The following is a 21547-nucleotide window of genomic DNA, read 5'->3' on the forward strand; positions in this document are numbered from 1 at the left end:
TCAGTAACTTATAAAATCTTTGCATAAGATTTTAGGAAACGTTTCCTATGATTGCGATTTATCGCGCTTGTCATATCCTGAATGCTGTATCGGAGATACCCTTTCTCCGACCCTGGATCGCACATATTTGGCAGTCATCGACTCAGTAGAATGCCCCAGCAACTTGCGCGCATTCGCCATCGTTTCCATATCGGATGCACTCTTCGCACGAAGATCCTTGAACTGGAATCGTGTGAATTCGATTCCCCGTTCTGTGGCTAGTTTCTCAGCAAGGTCGCGCGCCTTATCGAACTGACTGCGGAAGTAGCCGAAAGGTTTTAGCTGCTGCCCCTTCGGGTCCGCCAGCAATGTCATGCCGACGATACCCCGCGATTTGATACGATCTATCAACTTCGACAGTTCGCCTTCTACTGCGATTTGGAGCCGCGCCTTGGTCTTTCCTTGCTCGATCCATAACGAGCCATCCCGTACCTGATCCCAGCGCATCCTGAGCACATCGGCAGGCCGCTGACCCGTTAAATACTCCAAGTCAATGGCGTCTTGGATAACTGGCGATGCACAGTCATAGACCAGCGCGAACATTTCATCGGTTACGTAAAAATCGCGGCCTTCCTTGACTTTCATCTGGCGTGTTATGCCGGTGAGGGGGTTAGCGATACACATGAAGCCGCGAGCACGAGCCCAGTTGAAGATTACCGAAAGAAATTTGATATCTTTTTTCGCTGAGGATTTGGATGAACGTTCATCGAAATACCGCATAAAGTATTCGGGCTTGAAATCATCCATACCCATCGCGCCGAAGACCGGTTCTATCTCTTCCAATATTTCCTGCGGTCACTCAATGTTCGATCGGATAATTGGGATTGCCTCTTATCGTTTGCCCATAGCGTGTTCCGATCATGTATTGCAGTCAGGTTTCGCTCATCATCGGCTATGATCGGTGATGAGCTGGTGCGCTCCAATTCTAGCCATTTGATTTTGGCGGTCAGCAAATCCCGGCCAAGCGGGGTGAATGTGCGCTTACCGTTTTCCGATCTTTCATAAAAGAAAATTCAACCGCGCCGCGCTTGTTCGCGCGCATGCGGCGAACCATGTGTGGTGGTAAGTCTCTTGTTTTAATTCTTGGTCTCGGCATAACGCTAGACTATTTTATTTTTCCAAAATCTGGCAACTTACCGGGTGTCAGGGAGGCGAGGTCGATACCAGCGAGCTTCATTCGTGCGTACCAACGTCCGATTATCGGACGTCCAGCTGCGCTTAACTCGGACCGCCAGCCATGTTGCGTAAGCCATTCCAGCTGCGCATCGCGGTGAATACGGCCGGTTATGGCTGCTACTTCTTCCGGATTCAGGATCTCCTCATGCCCATTCACTATATCATTCCTCTGTCTATGTGGCTTCAACAACACCGACCTTTGCTGCAATGACCTTGCGCGACCACTTATGCTTACCCTTGATTGCGAGAATCACTGTGCGCCAGTCGACGGGGTCATGCATGTTAATTTTTTCTCCCATATGTATGGTCGGATTTATTAATATGACTAAATCCTCCGAAATGAAATCCCCCACACGTACGGGTTAACGTCCCATGAGCCAGCGCCGTTTATGGTTTCCCAAAGAAACCGGTAAGCCTTGATGTAACTCCCATCCAGATCGTCGGCGCAACCTGTCCACTCATCGGAAATCAGAACACCCTCTGCTCGCGCATCCTCTTCACTTATATCCTGCAAGCGCTCAACGCGAACAGCGGTTATCTCAAGCAGGATGCGGGAGGCGTGGCGTGGCATGAACAGCGAGGGGCGCTTCCACCAAAACGAATAAGCACGACTACGTTTTTTTCCGGGTAGAACGTTTGGCTCTTCATAGCGGTACCCACTCATTTCACGACTTAGGTCCACAAAATGCCACTCGTCACGTCCTTTCTTCGCGCTAAACCGAGTTTCCCACCGTCCCCGTGCCCAAAAGGTCTCTTTACACCATATCCTGTCTCCGGGCTGGCCGTAGGGGCAGTTTCTATGATAGCCAGCATTGACTTCGCCGACCAACTCAGACGGAGATAGCACGCACCCAAAATCACGATCTTTGCGAGGCTTTACAGTCCGCCTCGTCTGCGACTTGCGACCTTCCAGTAAAGCCCGAACCATTTCCGGCTTGAACAACAAGGGAGTTTCTTTCATGGCTCATCTCCTATGAATTTGTGGAGGACATCTACCCTAGATAGCAATCTGTCTGTTCCGTAGATTGGATTCCATTTGCAGATTCGCTCAACAGCCGCCATCAGATTCATCGGACTGCCCTCAGCGTCTGAAGGGCCAGATGATGCTCAAGGCGCAATCAATTTCATTCGCCAACATGGACGATGTTGAGTTTGGGCGTATCTATTCCGCGGCTATCCGTCCATGAACAACACGCGCAAGCTGCAGCAATAATCGGGATGGCTGAGCGGCTAGAAGATCTGGCCAGCCGTGAATACATTGCCGCAAAGTTCGGCGGGATGACGAAGCCGGAACATGTCACTGTAATGATGAACCGAATATTCCAAACGCTGGGGACTGGGTTCACGGGCGCCGCGGCGCATACAAACTGCTGCTGTGCTATTTCGGCGCGAACATTGGCTACCGCGCGATTCGGTACGATTTAAAATGTCGAGATGCTGTTGTAATTGAAATCCGGAGAAGGGTGTATGAAACGCTCGATGTGATCGGGAGTAGGGCGATGGCGGAAATATTGATTGCGCTTGAGGAGCATGCGTTGATCAATCGTGAGGGAGAATGCTGGAATAAGTTGAAGTTATCAGCATATTCACCCTAATTCGTTGCCGAATAAGAATCCTGTTACTGCGGTAAGCGGAAGTCGAAGGTAACCGGCACTCCTCTGTAGGGCAGGATTTTCGTGTGGTTGGTAGCACTTAGCGTCTCGAAGGTGAATAAAAATGGGGTCGGACAAGTCTTGGTCTTTTTCTAGTGGATCGTCGAGATATCTCGCATTCGCAAGATGCATTAAGTATTCATTTTCGCTGGTAATAAAGCCTGAAATTAAAAGCCCACTAACAATTAGCGTAACCTTCGTTTCGTGTGGAGGATCAATTTCGGCAAGCTCAATAGCTACCAATAATTGGCCTGGACCCATATGTGAGCTCCTTTTGGCATCAAATTGTGCCGTTGCATAAGAATCGCAGGCAACACTATCACACTTGATATGAGTAAAATCTTGTTTTTATGTTGGATATTTGTTAAGAATGCGTGAAAAACTACACGCTGGGGGATAATCGGAAATTGCGCTAAGGCAACTTGAGGATCGATTGGGAAGAGACTCGCTTTCAGTGAATTGGCGATCAAGCCCCCTCCCTGAAAGCAATGCCGCTTTCAGGGAATTATTGCTCAGCAAGCTATATGTGCCCCAGCAGAGCCAGAATTAATACTATTAAAAGTACAAAGCCAAGGCCCCCACTGGGCCCATAACCCCAGCCGCTGCTGTAACCCCATGCCGGAATTGCACCGACAAGCGCGAGTACCAGCACGATCACAAGAATGGTTGCAAGAGTCATTTTAGTTCTCCTCGTCTAGATTATTCATTTTTATTATTGCTCTTTCTCAGAATATTCTCCGTTCGTTGGTTAACAAAATAAGAAAGCATTTTTCTGAGCATAGCGAGAGAGCCAAAATGACAAGGTGACTAAATTTGTTTAGGCACAGTGTATGGTCGAGAAGATAAATACAATTGCTCACATTCAACTCAGCAATAAAAAACCCGCTATTGAGCGGGTTTGTATTTTTCTAACTCATAGAGGTAAGCCCCCGGCTATGCCGGGGGACTCACCGGGGTTTGACCTATACGACGGTCGGTGTGAATTTCTGATCTCTACCAAGAGAAAGGAGATTCACAATGAAAGAATATCAGAGCCTGAGCCATACGAGGTGGGATTGCAAATATCACATTGTGTTCATACCGAAGCGTCGCAAGAGGAAAATATTTGGTGTACCGCGGCGGCATTTGGGAGAGATATTTCACGAGTTAGCTTTGCACAAGGGGTCAAAGATTGTGGAGGGGCACATGATGGGAGATCACGTTCATATGTGCTTGAGCATTCCGCCGAAGTATGCGGTGTCAAATGTCGTGGGATATTTAAAAGGGAAGAGTGCGATTCAGATCGCACGGAAGTTTGGCGTGCGGCAGAAGAACTTCACGGGCGAGCATTTCTGGGCCCGCGGATATTTTGTCTCGACGGTTGGATTAGACGAGAATATTGTTCGAGCATACATCCGCAACCAGGAAGAAGAGGACGCGTGGTACGACCAGATGAAGCTCGTCATGGGATAAACCGCCAAGGGCGGCTCATGGGTTTATGGGCGCCTTTGAGGCGCTCACCATCTCAAGCCACCGGCTTTGCCGGTGGTATTTGACTGAGTGGCCTCCCCTGTGCAGAAAACGCTGGGTCATTATACTGTCAGGTGGGAAAGATTTTATGTGACGGTGTTTACAATATGTCGTCAAATGTCGCTTCACTTTTAATGGGACATTTTGGGTTAGTACCTGTAGCTGACGCCCTGGCCGTCAGGGTCGTGCACATATTGATAAAGTGACGCAAGTTAAGCCGAGGCGATCAAGTTTCCACATCGCTTCCTTGCATGCGGTACAGGTACTGCGGCTACGACGACTTCGCTCTCATCCTTCGCAATAAACGTTCTTCTGCAAGGGATCGTACAACGAGATAAGTACCTAATCCCTTACAGCCTATACAGGTTCTGAGATTCACACGGCTTCGCCCTGTTCCTTTGCAATAAATGCACATTGTCGACACATGATGAATACTTGGACCCTCTAGCATATAGTTCTCCTGACTTTGGGTAATGAGGTACTAAAACCAGTTTTGGCTGGATATGTAGCGGGGTCAAGCAAGATAACATAGGGTACGTCAAGATTAGATTTCGAAAATGTGATTAATTCGTCATTGTTTAAGTGTAAAAAGGCATTAAAAAAGACGGCAACTCACCCTTTTTTCCGAACTCGCCTGAACCCCGGAATGGACTTCCCCCGGTCTAGCGGGCAAACCGGGCAATTCAATTCTCTGTTCGTTGGCTAACAAAGTACGAAAGCATTTCTCTGAGCATAACGAGAAAACCGAAATGACAGGGCGACTAGGGCTGGTAACGGGGAAGGGGTTGGCGTTTATTCAGAGGCGGTTGAATAGTAGGGAGGAGATGAGTGTATGGGTTAATTAAGAGCGGAGGGGCGTTCAGCGTAACAATGGCGCTGGAAATTGCAACCTCTGTTTGACCATGCGTCTCATCTTGTCACTGAATCAATTCCCTAATAACTTGCTTTTTTTTATCACCAACTATCCATAAATGGACGTAATTTAAGACTTGATAGTAAATCTGCCCTGACTTGGGGCGGCTATCAATTTTTGATTTATTCCAAGTCTAGTCATTGGGCAATTATTAGCATTTTTTCGGTGTGAATCGCCCCGGATTTCATGGAGGCTGTTTGGTTTAAGTTAGACTTCTACCGTGGTCATTTAATAGTTTACCTCAGCTTCAGCCGGTGGAATGTAACCGATAGGTTCGAGTAACCGGTGGTGGTTAAACCAAGATACCCATTCCAGGGTGCTCGGCGATGGATCAGTTCGGCCTTGTACAGTCCGTTGATTGACTCAGCCAAGGCGTTGTCGTAGCTGTCTCCCCGACTGCCTACGGAAGGCTCAATTCCAGCTTGGGCAAGGCGTTCCGTATAGCGAATGGAGATGTACTGGGATCCTCTATCGCTGTGATGCACCAGAGCATCGGATTGCTTGGGCTGGCGAGCGTAGAGTGCCTGCTCCAGGGCATCGAGGACGAAGTCCGTGTGCATGGAGCTGCTCACGCGCCAACCCACGATGCGCCTGGCAAATACGTCGATGACAAGGGCCACATACAGCCAGCCCTGCCACGTTGATACATACGTGAAATCTGAAACCCATAGCTGGTTTGGGCGATCGGCCTTGAATTGACGATTGACCCGATCCAATGGGCAAGGTACTGCCGCGTCGGTAATCGTGGTTCGCACAATCTTGCCACGCCGCACGCCCTGGCGTTTCATGAGCTGCTCCACCGTGCAGCGAGCCACAGGGTGACCTTCACGGTTCAGTTGTCGCCAGACTTTGTCAGCGCCGTAGACCTGCATATTGGTTTGCCAAACCCGTTCAATTTCTGGATTCAACATGTCCTCGCGCTTGGCGCGAGCACAACGCAATGCAGGATTCCTCTGCTGTGCAGCAGAGCGTCGATAGCCTGACGGGGCAATCTGCAACACCTTGCAGATCGGCTCGACCCCATAGGTATCCTGATGCTGGTCGATAAACTGCCTCAGGACTTGAATCGGCGGTCAAGTTCCGCCTAGGCGAAAAAAGCGCTCGCCAGTCGCAAAATCTCATTGGCTTTGCGCAGTTCTCGAACTTCGCGCTCCAGTGCTTTTAACCGGTCACGCTCGGTGCCTGTCACGCCATCGCACATGCCAATGTCGATCTCGTGCTTACGCACCCAATCATGCAAGGTCTGGGGAACACAACCGATCTTGGGCGCAATGGATTCAACGGTTGCCCACAACGACGGATACTCGCCACGGTGTTCGAACACCATGCGTACCGCACGTTCACGTACTTCGGGGGAAAACTTGTTTGATTTCTTCATGGCTCCATTCTCTCAGATGTTGGAGCCTTCTCAAAACCCGGGGCGGTTCAGGGAGAATATTATGTATACAGCGACTATTAAAAAAATCCTTCAGATATTCATTGTCAAATGTGTCTTAAGTAGCATTTTAATTTCAAATTCCGCTAATGCCGCAATCATTTATGATCAACCGGGAAGTACACTTCCTGGTCTAAATTCCGACAATAGAGGTATTTACGACGACTTCCAGCTAGCATCAAATTTCATCCTGACAAGATACGAATGGACAGGCGGCACAGTGTCCTTCGCGTCTCCTCCCGGAGACGCACCCCCGTCCCTCTTTGGAGGGATAGCTGAAGATGCTTCGGGTCAACCCGATGGTCCTGTTGTTGACATATTTAATATAGTAGTCAACCCTCCGACCGCAGTCTTTCTAGGCTCAACTTCATCTGGTGGTATAACCAGTAACGTTTACAGATATTCGGTTGATCTGACCAGCCCAATAACCCTCCAAGGGGGTCAACGATATTGGTTAGGAATTAACGGGTCTTTTTCCCATCTCCAGCTGATCCTACGTTAGAGTGGCATTGGGCGTTTGGTTCTGGAGGGAATAACCAGGCGCTTCTTTTTACCGGATCAGTTCCAAGGACACCCATAGAGGCTGATTTCAGCTTTACATTGATTGGATCGGCAATTACTTCTGTTCCCGAACCTAGTCTGCTGTTGCTACTTGGGATCGGTTTACTAGCATTTTACTTCAGTAGCCGCCTAAACTCCCTTGAGGCCACCCCGGCATAAGCGCGAGGATCGGGCGAACCAAAGATGCCGCACAACGTAACAAGCATATCAAATGCCAGTGCGCCAGGTTCGCTAAAAGAGCCCAGCGGACCAAGCAAATCGAGAGATCACCTACGGCTTGTAAAGTAGTAATTCTGGCTTATTGTTAATGAAAAAATTCCGAATTTCCCACTTGCATTTTTCGAGAAGCACCGTTCGATAACTTATAAAATGAGGACAATCTGCACTTCTCATGACAGAGAAAAATGACGGAGAATGGGGGGCGTAGAAAGAACTTACTTGAATTTGATAGCATCACCGTTGCAAATAACGCTTTCCGAGCAGTCATAGCTGTTATCGCGCTGACGGTCACATTGCAAATTAATGATTGCATCTGCGCCAGCTTGTTGAGCCCAATAACGAGTTTGAAGAACCGCTTCTCTTGTCGTTGCGGCATGACCCCACATAGAACTCTTACAAGAGATACCATGGACGGTTGTTACGGTCTCGAATTGCCGCTTAATCCGTTTTGTTTGAGTATAAATCTTAATTCCCTCCAAGGCATCGAGTTGTTCCGGTGATAACTGATGAATGCTCGCTACAGGTGGAGGCTTCGTGGTACCGCAGCCAGAGAGTAATAGTACCGAAAGCAAAATTAAGGCATTATTTCCAATTTGCATAGACTCACCCGTAAATTTTATAGGAATGGGTAGGGGAGGTCTTTCCATATCAAATAAAATAAAAAGGATGGCTTATTAGACCATCCAAGGAGGAGAGAATTACGCCCAAACTCCGCGCCCAATCTTCCCATTTTGACGCGATGTTTGTCTAAGCAGCGATCTGCTGATCAGTTACGCTGCATATTCCAGTAAGGGTATTTCAATATCGCTAATTTAGCCTAGCAGGTTTTACCGTTAATACAAATCAAACCCATAAAAAACAATTGCATTTTCCGGAAAGCGCTGATAGAAGTATTCTATAGAGTGAGAAATAGTCACTCCAAATACCGCCGAAAGGCGGTTTTTTATTTCTAACCCACTGCTAATCCAGTGGGTTTTTTTTGGGTAACGGATCTAAGGGTGCTATCCCCATGCTTGGTCCCACCTTGCTTGCCCAGAATACAATGGTTTCCGGGAAGTCTATCAGCGGTTCTTCATGCTCATAAGAGCCTAAAAGAGCACCATCGGGACGATTAACAATAATGTTTCCGAGGCGCTCAATATTGCCTTCTTGGGCTCGCAGGTAGAAGACGTATTTAGGCATTTTGTAGTTTTGAAAACGAAATGCCGTGACGGGTTACGTATAGGTTAGGAATTTTTGGGCGCTAAGCCAACGCTATAGCTTTCTTTGCGTCCCCAAAACACCTTAGATTCCGGCCATCCCACGAGGATGCCAGGGGCCTAACGGACCATCCCAGCAAAAAGTGACGTGATTGTTGCGCTCGATAGTTCCTTCTGTGGTGCGGGTATAGGGGACGTATGTATTCATTTCTACCTCCTTCGCTAGCCCATCTCACTTTTAATACATTTTACTGGACAAAGTTACTTTATGGTAGGACTAATCATCGGTGCAGTAGTTCTTATACTGGTTAGTTTCGGCGGCGGCTGGGCTGTGAAAGATTGGAAGGATGGGGCCGAGGTTGCCCTGGCGGTAGCCGCAAAAGAAAAGGTTGAATCGCGCAATGCGATCCTGGAAGCGGCGAATACCAGCTGTGCCACTGACATCAAGGGCGTGAAGAAGGGGATCGCGCGGTAATTGTCAGCTAGGTGGAAGAGCGCGAGAAGACAGCATCAGCCGCTATGGCGCAAGCCGAAGTACTGGTAGCGCAGCGCAAGAAGGAAATAGCCGCGATCAAGAATCTCCCGTCGGTACCGCCAGAGCCGGAGGCGCAGTGCGCGGCTATTGTGTGGGAACAGAGAGAATACGTTCTAGCCCGTATTCAGTCCGTACGTAAATAGGAGAGAACATTGTCGTCCTGCTCTAGCATTTCCTCCAGGTGCGCCACGTTCTCTTCTTCCACATCGATAAACGCCAGATCATGCTTGCCGTTGTAGCGCGGGACCGCATCTCGCCACGTGCCATCGCAAGCAAGGGAGAGAGCATTTGCCGCAAACGATCCCTGATTATTGGCGAAGACGATTTTGTAACTTTTGGTTGCTCTCATTTTAGTTCTCCTCTTGATTTAGCTTGGTTAATCGGTTGCTGGGCATCCCCGCTCTGCTCTTAGATGCTCCGAAAGTGCGTTTGCTATCGAGTTGATCGAGCCCTGAATTTTCATATTCATGAAAAGGGCTTCCCATATTCCAAACTGGGATCAAATCCTAGTACAGATTGCGAGATAGTCAACTCAGAAATTACGAAACCTGCCATTGAGCGGGTTTTTTTTAGTCTAATTGAATTTTCTGAGATGTGAGATCCGGTGAAAGGTATATGACACTCTGGATTTAACTAGACAGGGGGCGATGGCTGAGATGGAGGATTGCTTGGAAGGGCATGGATTGATAGGGGGGATCGGCATTGTGCTATTTGACTGGATGAATCGTTATAAAATCCTTAGCGGTTTTTTTCATAAAATCGTATTTGCTCCTCGCTCGCTGGTTTGCATGCAATATATCCTGTTGACTTATCACCGATGATAACCGCCTCATATATTGAACCGCCCTTGTTTAAACACATAGCAAACAGGTCATTGTCTCCTTTAAACTTTCCCGCAACGAACGATACGACTATCGCAATGGAAACGATGATGGCAACGATAATTCTCATACCATCCTTTTCAATTCATTCGCAGAAGAAAATTACATGCTTCACGGATATTATAATAATTCTTACCGCAGGGCGTGTATGCAATCAATGCTAACCTCGGGAAGCTCTCAGGCGAGGTGACGTGAAGCGATGTGTAATTTTAGTTGACCAAGAACCCCGCCAAGAACGGCGAGGACTCCGCCAACAACTACAGGGACAGCTTTAATTAATTCAGCTGAAATTGTGGGATCGGACATATATTTACTCTTGTTAAAAACAATCACGTAAGCCAAATTCATCCGTAAATTGTATATGATCCAAAAGGTGTCATAAGGCGGGACAGCTCTCGTGACCTAGACAGTATGGTTTCAATTGCTCTTCAAAAGATCTTGGTGGGGCCGGAAACGAATAGCATCCATTCTCCTTGAGCCAAGGTCGTATTGCCAACGTTAGAGACTTTCAGTAGCTCGGATAATAAAGCGTCGTGAGGATAAAGATAGACTAAATTTACATGCCTGAAACAGACCCATAAACCTTTATCTTGGTATTTTTTTTCGAAGGTAAGACGCCCTTTCAATTGGACGCGTAAGATCGCTGAGCCGTCAAAGGGGACAGCCAGAAAATCTGCGCCGTTCCAGTCGTCTGTGAGACGGTACGTAGCAAACCCGAAGTCTGCCAAAAGACAGGATACCTTCTGGAAGTTAAAGATTTCCTTCTGGCGTGAATTCAGGTCGGCGTACTTTATGCGCTGAAACGTTGTCATTATTAGACTCTAAGGGGTCTAGCACCCAAACTCATCCGTAAATATCTAGGTTTGGGCAGGCTGTTGCGCGACCTTCAACGTACGATGGAGGCGTCGTTAATAGCGGCGACAACCTCGGCAAACGCAGTGTGCAGAAGACTCTTGTTCTTCGGGAATCGATTTACAAATAGGGGGCTCGGATGCGGAATTTGTATGATGCGAAGCACGGGGTTGAATCGCCGAAGCAAAGTTTCCGCTCTGGCTGCTTTTTGACCAACTAACACCACAACCTTTAAGTTTGGAAGCAGAGGTAATAGTGATCGAAGTGCAGGTTCAGCATCACGAATATCATTTAAGGTAACTGGTCGAATCTTTTGTCCTGTTCCTACATACCACGGCACTATATTCCATACGACGGTTCGTCGTCGATCAAGTCCCGCGTGTCGGTTGAATGTGAAGAAATTCTTTGCGGTTTCGTCAGGGTTATTTCTGGAAATAAAGCCAGATTTGACGGCCCGAGATCCAGGAGCCTCAAGTAAGAAAAGGCACTCAGCAAGTGTACCTCCATCGAAAGGGTCAAAATTTGGGATCTCATCGGTCAAATCCTGTTGGGAGCGAAGATCTTCGACAAAAGCTGTGAGAGGCGCAATGTGGCTTGCTGACAGCTGAGTTAAGCGGTGCGCGCGGATCGCAGCATCTCCGAGCGACTTTGGTTCATCTACGTGCGAGTGGTGGTTGAGATTAGAAAGCGAATTAGGCATGAATTATGGCGGAATCTGAATTGACGGTCGGAGCTAGCTCATCTGTAAATTGTATAGGAATACGCACCTGCTAGTCTGCTGACCAAGTGGAAAGTTTCCTTGCAATTCCCGGGAAGGCTGATAGAAGTATTCTATAAAGTGAGAAATGCTTACTCCAGATACCGTTGAAAGGCGGTTTTTTTATTTCTAGCCCACCTATAACCCGGTGAGTTTTTTATGCGCGGCTATCGAGGGAAGGCTGTACGCGACCAGTTCTGATGAGTCTGAGCGAGAAGCACAAGTTGGTGCCAAACCAATGGTATACCCAGTCTGGGTTCGCCAGAAAACTTTCGATTCAGGCCAACCCGTAAGCTGTTCCTCATGCATATAGGGGCCAAGCTGATCATCCCATTCAAAATTGGAATCGTCACGTGAGATAGCCCCGTCCTTAGTTCGAGTATAGATCGCGTAGATGGCCATTTTTTTCGTGAAATAATAATACCTTACGTCTATGACGTAAACTAGGATCCATCCGCGTTGCGGATATAGGGGATTAGCTGGCTCATGACACGTATGACGCAAGTAGAGAGAGTAAATATTGTAAGTGACGCGCTACGCGATTTGTGTCAGGGAAGTGTAAAGATCTGTCAATACTCCGTTCGGGGATAAAGCTGCGCGCGCCCGTGGAGGGGCGCAACTCAAAGATTGAAATGCGGTGACTGAGAAGAAGAAACCTGCGACTGTGCGTAAGCCTGCATCGAAGAAGGTGAAAAAAACGTCGTTTTATAGAGGAGTAGAAACTTGGGGAATAGTTTTCCGCTGCTGAGGCTGGTAGACTTATCCAGGCTCAACAGGCGGAGATGATCATGCGACGCTTATTGGTTTTCTCGATAGTGGGGTTTGTTTTATCTGGCTGCGCGGCAAAGGTCATAAGTTCCAGCCCGCAAACGGTTGTAGTGCGTGCACCCGATACGGGTTATGCAGAAGCACAAGCGCTTGCCGATAAAGAATGCGGCAAAAATCAGCGATATGTCAGAATGATTAAGCAGCCGACTCCGTTCGCAACTGAATTTGTTTTTGACTGTACTCAATAACTCTCATACTTTCAAGAAGCCGCCCCCCCAGGCGGCTTTTTTCATTTTGAAGAAAATAAATGGCATACACCGAGTTTAATGGTGAGCTTGATGAAGAATTGCCGGGCTATGTCGAGTTCAATAGCAGACTTAATAAGCCCAAAGCAGAAGGTGGCTTCTTTGCTTCTGCCAAACGTGCGGCTGGCGCTGGGATAAAAGGCGCTGACCAAGCTGCCGCTGACTTAATCCCTGGGGTCGAAGGATAACGCGCTCAAGAGGTACGGTCAGAGCGTTATCGATTCAGCTTGGGGACATCGCCGGTAAGCCAGGTAAGGCTGGAACCGAAGCAACCAGCTGCTGCATCGTCCATGGCCGGGATTGTCGGAGCGAGGGCTGTTGGACAGGGCATTACAGCATCATCTCTCTTGTCCGGCCCTGCCGCGCCACTCGTTGCCGCCGCCGGTCAGGTTGAATTGCGGCGCTGCCATCCTTCGGCGGTATCCGTGACAAACAAACTCTGGATGACCCTCAAAACCAGAAATCGGCGAAGGCCCATATAGTCGCCACTTTGGACGCGGCTACCGTGGGAGCCATTGAATCCCGCTTTGGTCCGCAGAATGGGCACTGACCGCAATGACGAAAGAGGGTAGAGCCCAACCGGCAGAGAAGTTCGCCGCTATCACCTTGAAAGGATCGATTGGGAAAGGTGCAGTGAAGGGCGGGCGATTGAGGGTCGGAAGAACTCGTACAGAACCCGTTGAGCAGGTCGCATCATTCGATGACCGGTGCACATCGAAGAATGTTGAAGAGACGTTGTTTGGTGGCGCTATGGACGCAATCTGCTGCGAGGCAGGAAGCCGGAAACGCTGCTTACACCCGGTGAGCCTCAACCAAACGACTTCCGCCAGGAATTAAGCCCCAGAAATACCCGGGTGGGGAACCTTCATGTACCGCGATGACGCCACCTTGCAAGCCACCTTGAATGGTCAAATGGGTACGGCGCTGGGCTACGGCATTGACGAGAAACCAGTCGGCGCGGATCAAGTCGTGACCACGCGTGACCAGAACGGAACGGTGATTTAGGACGTGGCGACGGATGGCCATCCGGAAGTTCAGCAGGGTACCGTTGCTGTGGCGGGGCCTGATGGGTTAGTGGAAGTCAGGCCAGTCCAGGGCGATGGTGGAGCAAACCGCTGGGGTAGAACGAACCAAGTTGTCTAACCTTGATGCTCGTGTGCTTGCCCAAGACTCCGCGAATTATGTTAAAACGTCTGAAACAAAGCAGGAGAATTGCAATGAAGTCACTGTACAATTCGGACATATACCCGGATCAAGTCCGGGAAATGCTATTGCAATCGGGACCGGTAGGAATCGAAATCGCAAACCGGTGGATGATGGGGTGGCCAAAGAGAGTGGTGCAGCTTCTGGTGGAGGACATGTATGAGGGCGCGTTTCAGTATCAGCTTTTGCAGGAAGAGGACGTGATAGCGAGAGCGTCCAATCTCAGCCATCTGGCGCCAATGGAGATCATCGTCATGTCGGGCCTGAGCTTGGAACCTCCGGAAGTTTAGAAGACTTCACGCCTCCTGCTTCCCAATCCGCTCCTAGCAGATCAAGTCACACAAGTCGGCACATCAATAATTGCTTGCATTTCTCGGGAAGCGCTAGTAGAAGTATTATATAGAATGAGAAAAAGTCACTCCCAATTTGAAAATCGGCTAACCCACTCACGACCCGGTGGGTTTTTGCATTTCTGGCCTGCCAACTCGGCGGGCTTTTTTATGGGCGAAGTGAAATGATCAGTCCAGCAATTACAGCAATCGTAATCGCGGTGCTGGCGGCGCTTCCCTTCGGTGGTGGGTTTGCCCTCAGTGACTGGGGGTCGGCGGCGCAGATATAACGGCTAAACTCCAACAATGCAATGTGGTCCGCTGCCAATGACAAATGTATTACCGATATTCAATCTACACGGATGGCGCTAGAAGCATTGGTTGTAGCAGCCAATCGTAAGAGCAAGTAATGCCGCTCGCTGTTGCCCTTATCGTTGCTGCGCTCGCTGGTGGCGGCAGCGCATGGATGATCAAAGACTGGTAGGAGATTCACCAATGGGCGCTAAGCCAACGCTATAGCCTTCTTCGTGTTCCCAATACACCTTAGATTCCGGCCATCCAAATAGGGCCTCTTCATGCCAACCAAAACCTAAGCGGGCAGGCCAGCAAAAAGAAACAAAATCGTTGCGCTCAATTGTTCCTTCTGGCATTCGTATATATGGGACATATGTAATCATTTTTTACTCCTTGCAATAATATATCTTACTTTAAATACTTTTTACAGTCAAAAGTTACTATAGATTATGTTAGGATTAATCATCGGTGCAGTAGCTCTCATACCGGTTGGCTTCGGTGGCGGCTGTGGCGTCAAAGGCTGGAAAGATGGTGCCGAGGTTGCGCTGGCTGTGTGTGCAAAAGAAAAGGTCGAATCACGCAATGCGATCCTGGTAGCGGCGAACGCCAATTGCGCCACCGATATTGAAGGCGTGCGTAAGGGTGTCTCGGTAGTTGTCTTCCAGGTGGAAGAGTGGGAGAGGGCAGCTTCAGCCGCTATGAAGGCAGCGGACGTCCAAGTAGCGCGGCACGCATTGGATACCGGGCAATTCGGTACGATTTAAAGTGCCGGGATGCTGTGGTGATTGAAATTCGGAGGAAAGTTTACGACACGCTCGGTGTGATTGGGAGTAGAGCGATGGAGGAAATGGCGGTGGAGCTAGAGGGGCCTGAGTTGATTAAACGAGAGCGGCATTACGCTGAGTGCAATTGCCGACGTTCTGCAAGTTTTGTGAGCTGAAATAGCGCATCCATTCATGGCGAATGACAGGGCAGCAACCCCCAAATCGCGATGGTGCTCACCTATGGAATCGATCCTTTTCACACCAAAGTTAGGGTTATACCTAGGGTTTGTTCCCCTTAGAACCTTTATCCCCGTTATTCTGGTCATATCGTTCCGTACCGTCTGTACTGTATCTGGAATTGTCCTGTTTGCTGCCACTCGAAGGCTTGTTACTTTTTTGGGGCTGCTTCTTTTCGGCTCCATTGCTAGGTGGGCATTTTTCTCTCAAGTAACCGGAATCACCCGGTCCTATAGAATCCGACGTGTCGCATTCTTTCGCCGGCACCTCCACATTTTCCGCGGCCTGCACTATCCCCATGCTCGTCATGCTAAAAATAAATGTGCTAGCCAGCACCCATGATTTTGCCGTTAATACTGAAGACTTCATGATACGCTCCTCAACTCAGAACCCAGCGACGTTGCTAATGATGCATCAAATATATGTTGCAGAAAAATTCGTGAGAAGATGACCCCAAGATACCCGTATCAAGCATGCGCGGTACCTGCATGTTATGCAGGCACCGCGGCTACGACGACTTCGACCTGATCCTCGGCAATAAACGCGCTCCCGCAATGGGTCGCGCAACCAGATAAGTACCTATTCCCTGGCATCCTATACAGGTTCTGAGATTACTACGGTTTCGTCCCGTTCCTTTGCAATAAATGCACATTGTCGGCACATGATGAATATTTAGATCTTCTAGCATATAGTTCTCCCGACTTGGGGTAATGCGCATATAGCTGTCAAAACCGCCACATAATTTTTGAGGTACTGAGACTAATTCTTCCGGTTAAATACTTATGCTGCTAATGCGAAATCTGATAAGTTTGATGTCAACCTTATTACCGTTATTTATTGGGCCAAGAATTATGTTTTGCTTGGCTGAGTCCAATCGTAAAGCTAACATCGTAAGCGATAAACTTACCGGCTCATCTGAACTCCCTACCTTCCACCTGCAAGATCGCTGAGTACACTGGAACCACTAAGGGGGAACACGAAAGCAAGTTAACATAGTGGGTGTCAAGAAAAGATTCCGAAAATGTGATTAGTTTGTCATTGTTAGAAGTGTTAACAGGTCTTAGGTTGAAACTTGGAAATGGGAGATCAGGTGAAAAGCTTACGATACTAAAGGGTTGGGGATAGAGTGATGGCGCAAGTGTCGGCGGCGGTGGCAGCATAGGTCAATGGTGGTGTGCCACCGGTGAAAGCTTACTTCCCCATAAATGTATAAAGTGTGAAGAAATAACTTACCAATACGACACCGATCAAAGATCCACCCATTACTAAACCAAAAGTTCCCGCATCAAATACACGAATTCGTTCGATCTGGTATCGCTCTGATAAAAAATTGAAAATGATAGAAACCTGTATGGCAAAAAGAAATGCTGGAATTGAGGAAGTGAGACTTTGTGAGTGTGACCATATGGTCCAAGTAGTTTTGTTGGATTCGACCGTTTTCATAAAGGCACCCCCTATTTGTGTAAAGAAATTATCCCATGTGGATAAGTCAATGGCGTGAGTTTTTATGATACGGAGAAATTCAAGTATTACTACCAGAATTGGTGTGCTGGCCAGGGCAATTAAAGGAAAAAAGACAGCAGTTAATACAAGGAAAGTTATAAAAGTATCGCGGAATGAGATTGAAAGCCTAAAAATAAAAAATGCGCAGTAAACCGGCAACACCAGTAAGAAGGATCCTATCAATAGGATTGCAGCTATGCTTGAGTAGAACTCCAAGCTAAACGGATCGATATTATAAAATCTATAGATAGCGCCTTGCGCAAAAAGTATCGTTACAAGCGCCCCTGCAAACCAAATCTTTAATGCGCGGGTTACGGCATCAGGAGTATCCGGGGTTTCATCTAAAATTGATCTACACATCTTTGATGGATTCATGATGGTAGCTACCCATGCGCGAACACTATCGATAGTGACATCAAACGGTTTGTATAGCTCCTCGAATTTCATGCTAATTCTTTTTTTTGGAATAAATAAGCCATAAAAAACCCGCTACTATGAGAAATTGGGATGTCGCGAATACTCCGTGCATCACTGCGCTGCTTAGGTCAAATGAGTCCTGATCAAAATAAAATATGGCAATCCATATTGCTGTAAGTCCAAGAGAGACTAATCCAAATAAAGCTGAAAGCGACGCGCAAATAATAATTCTAAATCTGTTTTCTGACAGAATGCCGAACGCGAGTCCCCTTAAGAAAAAACCCAATGCGACAGAGATAACAGCTATTCCGATCAACCAATAGATAGATATAGTCGAAGAATCAATACCAATTTCGTTACGAACACTGAGCGGCAACCTAAACCACCATGATGGGGAGCTCAGGACCAATACTGGCCCGGGCACCAAGAACCACCATCCTGATGTAAGGTAGAGATAAGACATCATGCCTTCAAAGATCTTTCGAAAGTCAAATGTCTTATCGTTCACAGTACCCCCGCCTCCAATATCCATGCGGTTTTTGATATGTTCCGCGGTTATACTCCCTATATTGCATGGCAGATATGTAGCAGTCAGCTGAACGCTTACGCACTAAAATATATCGGGTATTTTTCTTCTGTTTGGTCAGGTAACCGAACAGCTCCACGACAAGACTCTTCTCAAGCGTCGGGCGCAATAGGCTTGCGGTTGATCAGAGATCAGGCAGCTAACGGTTTTCTTTCATCCATCGCCACGGTGGGATAGGGTATTTAGTCGACCATAATCCCCGTTTAGCAGCCCGGGCCTCAGCTTGTAATTTGTAGAGTTCGGGATCTTTCGCGTGCCCTTCATATACCCAAGCCATCCCGCGTTTCACTTGCTCTGCACTGACATCCAACCCATTGCATTTGACTCTGGCTAAAGTGCGTCCATATTGATCCTTTGTTATGGATGTCAGTTCTGCCTCGATCCAGAAACAGAGGTCGGAAAGGGATTTTTTTGAACGCTTGGTATAAGGCTGCTTGCTTTCTGGCGCATCAATTTCCGCCAACCGCACTCTTACCATTTCTCCATCGATTACGATGGTAAGTGAATCGCCATCAACAATCTGGACCACCTGGGCACGGATTACCTGGTCGGTAAGGTCTGCGGCTGCCGGGAAAGGCAGAGTAATAGAGGTAATAAGAGCAATAGCAATAGTAATGGAGCGCATTTGACTTTTAACCAAAGCGGCAAACCAAAACCTACGTGAAAGGGTGATACAACTGTTTTTAATCGCCGCGATAACCACCAACTAGAGGAGTAGGCGGGATAAAGGTATCGCCACCCAGCATGCATTTAATCATAGCACTGTCTTGCAATTCTTGCTCTTCATGGATCCACAAGAGTATTTACTATTATAAATGATTCCTGATTTCACTTTTACAATGGTCTCACATTAGTTTTTGCCATCATTCTTGGAAGGAAGCTGCTCAGTGTTTTAGCTATCACTGTTGTGTAAATCGACTCTCCGCCCATTTTCTGGCATTGCTTCAAAGGTCCCTTGCAGAAAGGATTATTCAATCTCATCCGGTTGCCGGGTTCAGGACGATTCAATCTCAAACGCCCTATGCAATAGTACCGCATCTACTCCTACTCGCTCACAGGGTTTTGGGCCGGCAATCTGCAAGAATCCGAGCAGCCGTTTTTGCGCCGCTACGTGATTGGGTACAACCTCGCAGATGAGGTCGGTTACCCCATTCATCAAGTGTGAGTAAACATAGACAAAGTGAAACAGTGCGCCCATGACCGCACTTGTCGGTTGACCGGGCATGATGACGAACCTGCATAGTTCCGCCAGTTTCCGGCCTGAAAGCCGCATAGCGTCTAGTTCATGGGAATACGTTGCATCGCCGTATAATCCGTTAGCGGAATCCAATCGCATCATTACTGTGCCAACCACCATGCCGCATAGTTCGGCATCGAATACCATATCCGCGGATGTCATGATGTGATCCGCGGAGTAGCCCTTCCTCAAGTATGATGTTTTTACCAGACGTTCTGAGCGATCAAGGGATTTCGCGGCGCTTACGACGTAGGGACCGAAGGTTGCTTTCATGCGCCTCCCATCCATCGAGTCGGGCGTCAGACAAGCGTGGTGCAGTTTACCGGGTTGATAGTTTGCCTCCATGTACTCACCTCCCCGTGAGTTGTTCCTGGATTGAGGCATATGAATTACTCATGTTCGGTCACGCCATTCCGACATTACTATTGGTGTGCCGATTGATACGATTGAGAAAAGCCAAGCGCATATTACGACCTTCATGTTTTAATCCCTGCCGCTACTTCCCCCAATTGGTAGGGAAACATGCATGCGAGTTGAGGCTTTGCCATTGCATATGTCGCGGAATTAAAGGTTTCTGACCAAGCCCGCTGGTTAAGATCAGTTCAGCGATGCGATGGTAATGTGTGTCTGGAAGAGAGCGGAATGGTTCCGTCATTGAATCCGTATATTTCTTTGGGAGAAATTGACCTTATGACATTCTACCGGTTTTAGACGCTTCAGATACTGGACTAAAGTACACTCCCCGATTAAAACGGTTGGACTCGCAGTGATCTTGTATTTGATCGATCCTGATGAAGGAGTGGTTCTCCCATAAGACAATCTCGCATGACACTGAATTTATCTTCAAGCAGGAAGAAAAAAATTACGCAAAACTTTATTATGAATGGTTCTTTGGGGGAGTGCGGGCCCATCATCGTAAAAATCATTTATTAGTGTTGAGCAATTTCTTTAAAAGATCATCGCTGGATTGCCGAACTGATTCGAGTGCGCCATGCAACTCCAGGAGGTTCACACGGATATATTCTTTGCAGTAGCGGCAAGAAAGCCTCGGTTCATACTTTAGCCGCGAGATGGTTTCGTCGAACTTCCCGTGACAGTGAGGACACGTGATCACGATCAGCTCGGAATCGAAATTGAAGTGCAAAGGAACTCCATTGGCGGAGCGGGTTGACGTACGAGACGAAATCTTATCATGATTGGTGGAACGCCAGGTATGTGAGAAGACTAGAGATGAATATCTATTGTTCAGGCAGCGATTCCGTGATGGCTCGGCCCATAGGCTGACATGATCAGGTGCGGATCAGATGAGAGCTATAGTTTTGTTATCAGATCCTGGGCGTCAAATGGAGCCCTCACTTTGATATCGTTGTCAAAATAACAATAGAGATCGCGAGACTGTTGTTGTGGCGGGGACTGCGCCGAGATGAGATGCGCGTCATCTGGTTGGGAGCCGGTGCGCCAGGTGCGCATTCGCACTGACCAGCGCGTCAGCGCTTCGGGAGTGTAGCCGCTTGCATAAAGCACCTTGTCACCATGTAAGCGGAGATAGATGAAATCGGCGGTAATATCTTCCAGGTAGGGCCATTTTCCCGCAGTATCCGCGATAACCAATGCAATATTGTGTTCACGCAGTAGTCGCACGAATGAATCATCGATGAAGCTTTCATGCCGGATCTCAATCGCGTGGCGCAATATGCGGTTGGCGTCAATCGCCAAACATACGCGCCCGGTCATGTGAGGTTCGCGACGACGGGCAAGACTTAACGCCTGGCTGGTGTCGCGCGGCAGAAGCTCGAAAAAATGCTTCAGTTTTTCTGGATCATAATGGAAGCTGGGTGGGAATTGCCATAGAATGGGGCCGAGTTTTTCTCGAAGTTTGAATATTCCCGAAGCAAAGAAATTGGCGAGCGGGCCATCGACATCATGCAAGCGCTTGATGTGCGTGATATAGCGCGGCCCCTTGATGCTGAAAACGAAGCCCGGCGGCGTGTCGTTATACCAGCGCTCGAAACTTTCCGGCCTTTGCAGCGAATAAAATGTCCCGTTTATTTCGATTGTCGGAAATTTACCGGAGGCGTATTCGAGCTCGCGATGCTGTGGAAGACCGGGAGGATAAAAAACGCCCCGCCATGGCGGATAGCGCCAACCCGAAATTCCAATTCGAATTTCACCCATC

General features: G+C 48.2%; 27 protein-coding genes, 1 pseudogene and 1 other annotated feature. Of the genes and pseudogenes, 9 read left to right on the plus strand and 19 right to left on the minus strand.

What is annotated here, in order from left to right; translation table 11 throughout:
- Positions 1-45: 45 nt before the first annotated feature.
- The 5 genes from BLR00_RS08440 to BLR00_RS08465 form a co-directional block, all read right to left on the minus strand.
- Positions 46-822, minus strand: a complete 777-nt coding sequence (locus BLR00_RS08440; protein WP_143007629.1) for a tyrosine-type recombinase/integrase — start codon at positions 820-822, stop codon at positions 46-48.
- Positions 823-1144: 322 nt separating this feature from the next.
- On the minus strand, positions 1145-1372 hold the full coding sequence (locus BLR00_RS08445) for a DUF4224 domain-containing protein (protein WP_176759954.1): 228 nt from the start codon (positions 1370-1372) through the stop codon (positions 1145-1147).
- Positions 1373-1540: 168 nt separating this feature from the next.
- Positions 1541-2176 (minus strand): hypothetical protein, encoded by a 636-nt coding sequence (locus tag BLR00_RS08450; RefSeq protein ID WP_074631945.1) that lies wholly within the window; start codon positions 2174-2176, stop codon positions 1541-1543.
- 625 nt (positions 2177-2801) lie between these two features.
- Complete coding sequence (locus BLR00_RS08460) at positions 2802-3128, minus strand: hypothetical protein (protein ID WP_074631947.1); 327 nt, start codon at positions 3126-3128, stop codon at positions 2802-2804.
- Positions 3129-3387: 259 nt separating this feature from the next.
- Positions 3388-3546 carry a DUF3309 family protein gene (locus BLR00_RS08465; protein ID WP_074631948.1) on the minus strand — a complete coding sequence of 53 codons (159 nt, stop codon included), beginning with the start codon at positions 3544-3546 and terminating at the stop codon, positions 3388-3390.
- Between the two features lie 338 nt (positions 3547-3884).
- On the opposite strand from BLR00_RS08465, the gene tnpA reads away from it, so the two are divergent.
- On the plus strand, positions 3885-4319 hold the full coding sequence (gene tnpA / locus BLR00_RS08470) for an IS200/IS605 family transposase (protein WP_074631949.1): 435 nt from the start codon (positions 3885-3887) through the stop codon (positions 4317-4319).
- A 1198-nt stretch (positions 4320-5517) separates the two neighbouring features.
- Here the strand turns inward: tnpA and BLR00_RS08475 are convergent.
- A pseudogene (locus tag BLR00_RS08475) lies at positions 5518-6667 on the minus strand (IS3 family transposase).
- Positions 6273-6389 (minus strand) — a sequence feature (AL1L pseudoknot). (Overlaps the previous pseudogene by 117 nt.)
- 657 nt (positions 6668-7324) lie before the next feature.
- Here BLR00_RS08475 and BLR00_RS17185 point away from each other — a divergent pair.
- The gene (locus BLR00_RS17185; RefSeq protein WP_176759955.1) at positions 7325-7444 is read left to right on the plus strand and encodes a PEP-CTERM sorting domain-containing protein; all 120 of its coding nucleotides are present in this window, start codon (positions 7325-7327) and stop codon (positions 7442-7444) included.
- Positions 7445-7719: 275 nt separating this feature from the next.
- Here BLR00_RS17185 and BLR00_RS08495 read toward each other — a convergent pair whose 3' ends face one another.
- From BLR00_RS08495 to BLR00_RS16945, 3 genes are all read right to left on the minus strand, one after another.
- On the minus strand, positions 7720-8103 hold the full coding sequence (locus tag BLR00_RS08495; RefSeq protein WP_176759956.1) for a hypothetical protein: 384 nt from the start codon (positions 8101-8103) through the stop codon (positions 7720-7722).
- 361 nt (positions 8104-8464) lie between these two features.
- Entirely contained in the window at positions 8465-8686 is a 222-nt protein-coding gene (locus tag BLR00_RS08500) for a hypothetical protein (RefSeq protein ID WP_074631953.1), read from the minus strand.
- Between the two features lie 102 nt (positions 8687-8788).
- Complete coding sequence (locus BLR00_RS16945) at positions 8789-8911, minus strand: hypothetical protein (RefSeq protein WP_256324090.1); 123 nt, start codon at positions 8909-8911, stop codon at positions 8789-8791.
- Between the two features lie 123 nt (positions 8912-9034).
- On the opposite strand from BLR00_RS16945, the gene BLR00_RS16645 reads away from it, so the two are divergent.
- Both BLR00_RS16645 and BLR00_RS16650 read left to right on the plus strand, forming a co-directional pair.
- The gene (locus BLR00_RS16645; RefSeq protein WP_176759957.1) at positions 9035-9178 is read left to right on the plus strand and encodes a hypothetical protein; all 144 of its coding nucleotides are present in this window, start codon (positions 9035-9037) and stop codon (positions 9176-9178) included.
- Positions 9179-9222: 44 nt separating this feature from the next.
- The gene (locus tag BLR00_RS16650) at positions 9223-9381 is read left to right on the plus strand and encodes a hypothetical protein (RefSeq protein WP_176759958.1); all 159 of its coding nucleotides are present in this window, start codon (positions 9223-9225) and stop codon (positions 9379-9381) included.
- On the opposite strand, the gene BLR00_RS08510 is transcribed toward BLR00_RS16650, so the two are convergent.
- From BLR00_RS08510 to BLR00_RS08525, 4 genes are all read right to left on the minus strand, one after another.
- Positions 9363-9587: a hypothetical protein gene (locus tag BLR00_RS08510; RefSeq protein WP_074631955.1), complete on the minus strand. Its 225-nt coding sequence runs from the start codon at positions 9585-9587 to the stop codon at positions 9363-9365. The genes BLR00_RS16650 and BLR00_RS08510 overlap by 19 nt on opposite strands.
- 389 nt (positions 9588-9976) lie before the next feature.
- Entirely contained in the window at positions 9977-10189 is a 213-nt protein-coding gene (locus BLR00_RS08515; protein ID WP_074631956.1) for a hypothetical protein, read from the minus strand.
- Between the two features lie 358 nt (positions 10190-10547).
- Positions 10548-10931 (minus strand): hypothetical protein, encoded by a 384-nt coding sequence (locus BLR00_RS08520; RefSeq protein WP_074631957.1) that lies wholly within the window; start codon positions 10929-10931, stop codon positions 10548-10550.
- A 74-nt stretch (positions 10932-11005) separates the two neighbouring features.
- Positions 11006-11671, minus strand: a complete 666-nt coding sequence (locus BLR00_RS08525) for a uracil-DNA glycosylase (RefSeq protein ID WP_074631958.1) — start codon at positions 11669-11671, stop codon at positions 11006-11008.
- Between the two features lie 845 nt (positions 11672-12516).
- On the opposite strand from BLR00_RS08525, the gene BLR00_RS08530 reads away from it, so the two are divergent.
- From BLR00_RS08530 to BLR00_RS08545, 4 genes are all read left to right on the plus strand, one after another.
- Complete coding sequence (locus BLR00_RS08530) at positions 12517-12744, plus strand: hypothetical protein (RefSeq protein ID WP_074631959.1); 228 nt, start codon at positions 12517-12519, stop codon at positions 12742-12744.
- A gap of 59 nt (positions 12745-12803) precedes the next feature.
- The gene (locus BLR00_RS08535) at positions 12804-12989 is read left to right on the plus strand and encodes a hypothetical protein (protein WP_074631960.1); all 186 of its coding nucleotides are present in this window, start codon (positions 12804-12806) and stop codon (positions 12987-12989) included.
- A 679-nt stretch (positions 12990-13668) separates the two neighbouring features.
- Positions 13669-13806 (plus strand): hypothetical protein, encoded by a 138-nt coding sequence (locus BLR00_RS16655; RefSeq protein ID WP_176759959.1) that lies wholly within the window; start codon positions 13669-13671, stop codon positions 13804-13806.
- Positions 13807-14018: 212 nt separating this feature from the next.
- Positions 14019-14294 (plus strand): hypothetical protein, encoded by a 276-nt coding sequence (locus BLR00_RS08545; protein ID WP_074631962.1) that lies wholly within the window; start codon positions 14019-14021, stop codon positions 14292-14294.
- A gap of 509 nt (positions 14295-14803) precedes the next feature.
- On the opposite strand, the gene BLR00_RS16275 is transcribed toward BLR00_RS08545, so the two are convergent.
- Entirely contained in the window at positions 14804-15010 is a 207-nt protein-coding gene (locus BLR00_RS16275) for a hypothetical protein (protein ID WP_143007630.1), read from the minus strand.
- A 66-nt stretch (positions 15011-15076) separates the two neighbouring features.
- Between BLR00_RS16275 and BLR00_RS08550 the strand changes: the two genes are divergently transcribed.
- Complete coding sequence (locus BLR00_RS08550; RefSeq protein ID WP_074631963.1) at positions 15077-15391, plus strand: hypothetical protein; 315 nt, start codon at positions 15077-15079, stop codon at positions 15389-15391.
- Between the two features lie 279 nt (positions 15392-15670).
- On the opposite strand, the gene BLR00_RS08555 is transcribed toward BLR00_RS08550, so the two are convergent.
- The 5 genes from BLR00_RS08555 to BLR00_RS08580 all read right to left on the minus strand — a co-directional run bounded on the left by BLR00_RS08555 (position 15671) and on the right by BLR00_RS08580 (position 21546).
- Positions 15671-15997 (minus strand): hypothetical protein, encoded by a 327-nt coding sequence (locus tag BLR00_RS08555; RefSeq protein ID WP_074631964.1) that lies wholly within the window; start codon positions 15995-15997, stop codon positions 15671-15673.
- Between the two features lie 822 nt (positions 15998-16819).
- Positions 16820-17578 carry a hypothetical protein gene (locus BLR00_RS08560; RefSeq protein ID WP_074631965.1) on the minus strand — a complete coding sequence of 253 codons (759 nt, stop codon included), beginning with the start codon at positions 17576-17578 and terminating at the stop codon, positions 16820-16822.
- A gap of 695 nt (positions 17579-18273) precedes the next feature.
- The gene (locus tag BLR00_RS08570; RefSeq protein WP_074631967.1) at positions 18274-18759 is read right to left on the minus strand and encodes a thermonuclease family protein; all 486 of its coding nucleotides are present in this window, start codon (positions 18757-18759) and stop codon (positions 18274-18276) included.
- Between the two features lie 369 nt (positions 18760-19128).
- Positions 19129-19716, minus strand: a complete 588-nt coding sequence (locus tag BLR00_RS08575) for an N-acyl amino acid synthase FeeM domain-containing protein (protein WP_074631968.1) — start codon at positions 19714-19716, stop codon at positions 19129-19131.
- A gap of 966 nt (positions 19717-20682) precedes the next feature.
- Positions 20683-21546, minus strand: a complete 864-nt coding sequence (locus BLR00_RS08580) for a DUF72 domain-containing protein (protein ID WP_074631969.1) — start codon at positions 21544-21546, stop codon at positions 20683-20685.
- Position 21547: the final 1 nt, after the last annotated feature.

The organism is Nitrosospira multiformis (assembly GCF_900103165.1).
GTDB lineage: Bacteria > Pseudomonadota > Gammaproteobacteria > Burkholderiales > Nitrosomonadaceae > Nitrosospira > Nitrosospira multiformis_D.

Coding starts and splice junctions, on each gene's coding strand:
- BLR00_RS08450 (WP_074631945.1), bottom strand. CDS start 2,176: ATGAAAGAAACTCCCTTGTTGTTCAAGCCGGAAATGGTTCGGGCTTTA.
- BLR00_RS08460 (WP_074631947.1), bottom strand. CDS start 3,128: ATGGGTCCAGGCCAATTATTGGTAGCTATTGAGCTTGCCGAAATTGAT.
- BLR00_RS08465 (WP_074631948.1), bottom strand. CDS start 3,546: ATGACTCTTGCAACCATTCTTGTGATCGTGCTGGTACTCGCGCTTGTC.
- tnpA (WP_074631949.1), top strand. CDS start 3,885: ATGAAAGAATATCAGAGCCTGAGCCATACGAGGTGGGATTGCAAATAT.
- BLR00_RS08495 (WP_176759956.1), bottom strand. CDS start 8,103: ATGCAAATTGGAAATAATGCCTTAATTTTGCTTTCGGTACTATTACTC.
- BLR00_RS08500 (WP_074631953.1), bottom strand. CDS start 8,686: ATGCCTAAATACGTCTTCTACCTGCGAGCCCAAGAAGGCAATATTGAG.
- BLR00_RS16945 (WP_256324090.1), bottom strand. CDS start 8,911: ATGAATACATACGTCCCCTATACCCGCACCACAGAAGGAACTATCGAG.
- BLR00_RS16650 (WP_176759958.1), top strand. CDS start 9,223: ATGGCGCAAGCCGAAGTACTGGTAGCGCAGCGCAAGAAGGAAATAGCC.
- BLR00_RS08510 (WP_074631955.1), bottom strand. CDS start 9,587: ATGAGAGCAACCAAAAGTTACAAAATCGTCTTCGCCAATAATCAGGGA.
- BLR00_RS08515 (WP_074631956.1), bottom strand. CDS start 10,189: ATGAGAATTATCGTTGCCATCATCGTTTCCATTGCGATAGTCGTATCG.
- BLR00_RS08520 (WP_074631957.1), bottom strand. CDS start 10,931: ATGACAACGTTTCAGCGCATAAAGTACGCCGACCTGAATTCACGCCAG.
- BLR00_RS08525 (WP_074631958.1), bottom strand. CDS start 11,671: ATGCCTAATTCGCTTTCTAATCTCAACCACCACTCGCACGTAGATGAA.
- BLR00_RS08530 (WP_074631959.1), top strand. CDS start 12,517: ATGCGACGCTTATTGGTTTTCTCGATAGTGGGGTTTGTTTTATCTGGC.
- BLR00_RS08535 (WP_074631960.1), top strand. CDS start 12,804: ATGGCATACACCGAGTTTAATGGTGAGCTTGATGAAGAATTGCCGGGC.
- BLR00_RS16655 (WP_176759959.1), top strand. CDS start 13,669: ATGTACCGCGATGACGCCACCTTGCAAGCCACCTTGAATGGTCAAATG.
- BLR00_RS08545 (WP_074631962.1), top strand. CDS start 14,019: ATGAAGTCACTGTACAATTCGGACATATACCCGGATCAAGTCCGGGAA.
- BLR00_RS16275 (WP_143007630.1), bottom strand. CDS start 15,010: ATGATTACATATGTCCCATATATACGAATGCCAGAAGGAACAATTGAG.
- BLR00_RS08550 (WP_074631963.1), top strand. CDS start 15,077: ATGTTAGGATTAATCATCGGTGCAGTAGCTCTCATACCGGTTGGCTTC.
- BLR00_RS08555 (WP_074631964.1), bottom strand. CDS start 15,997: ATGAAGTCTTCAGTATTAACGGCAAAATCATGGGTGCTGGCTAGCACA.
- BLR00_RS08560 (WP_074631965.1), bottom strand. CDS start 17,578: ATGAAATTCGAGGAGCTATACAAACCGTTTGATGTCACTATCGATAGT.
- BLR00_RS08570 (WP_074631967.1), bottom strand. CDS start 18,759: ATGCGCTCCATTACTATTGCTATTGCTCTTATTACCTCTATTACTCTG.
- BLR00_RS08575 (WP_074631968.1), bottom strand. CDS start 19,716: ATGGAGGCAAACTATCAACCCGGTAAACTGCACCACGCTTGTCTGACG.
- BLR00_RS08580 (WP_074631969.1), bottom strand. CDS start 21,546: ATGGGTGAAATTCGAATTGGAATTTCGGGTTGGCGCTATCCGCCATGG.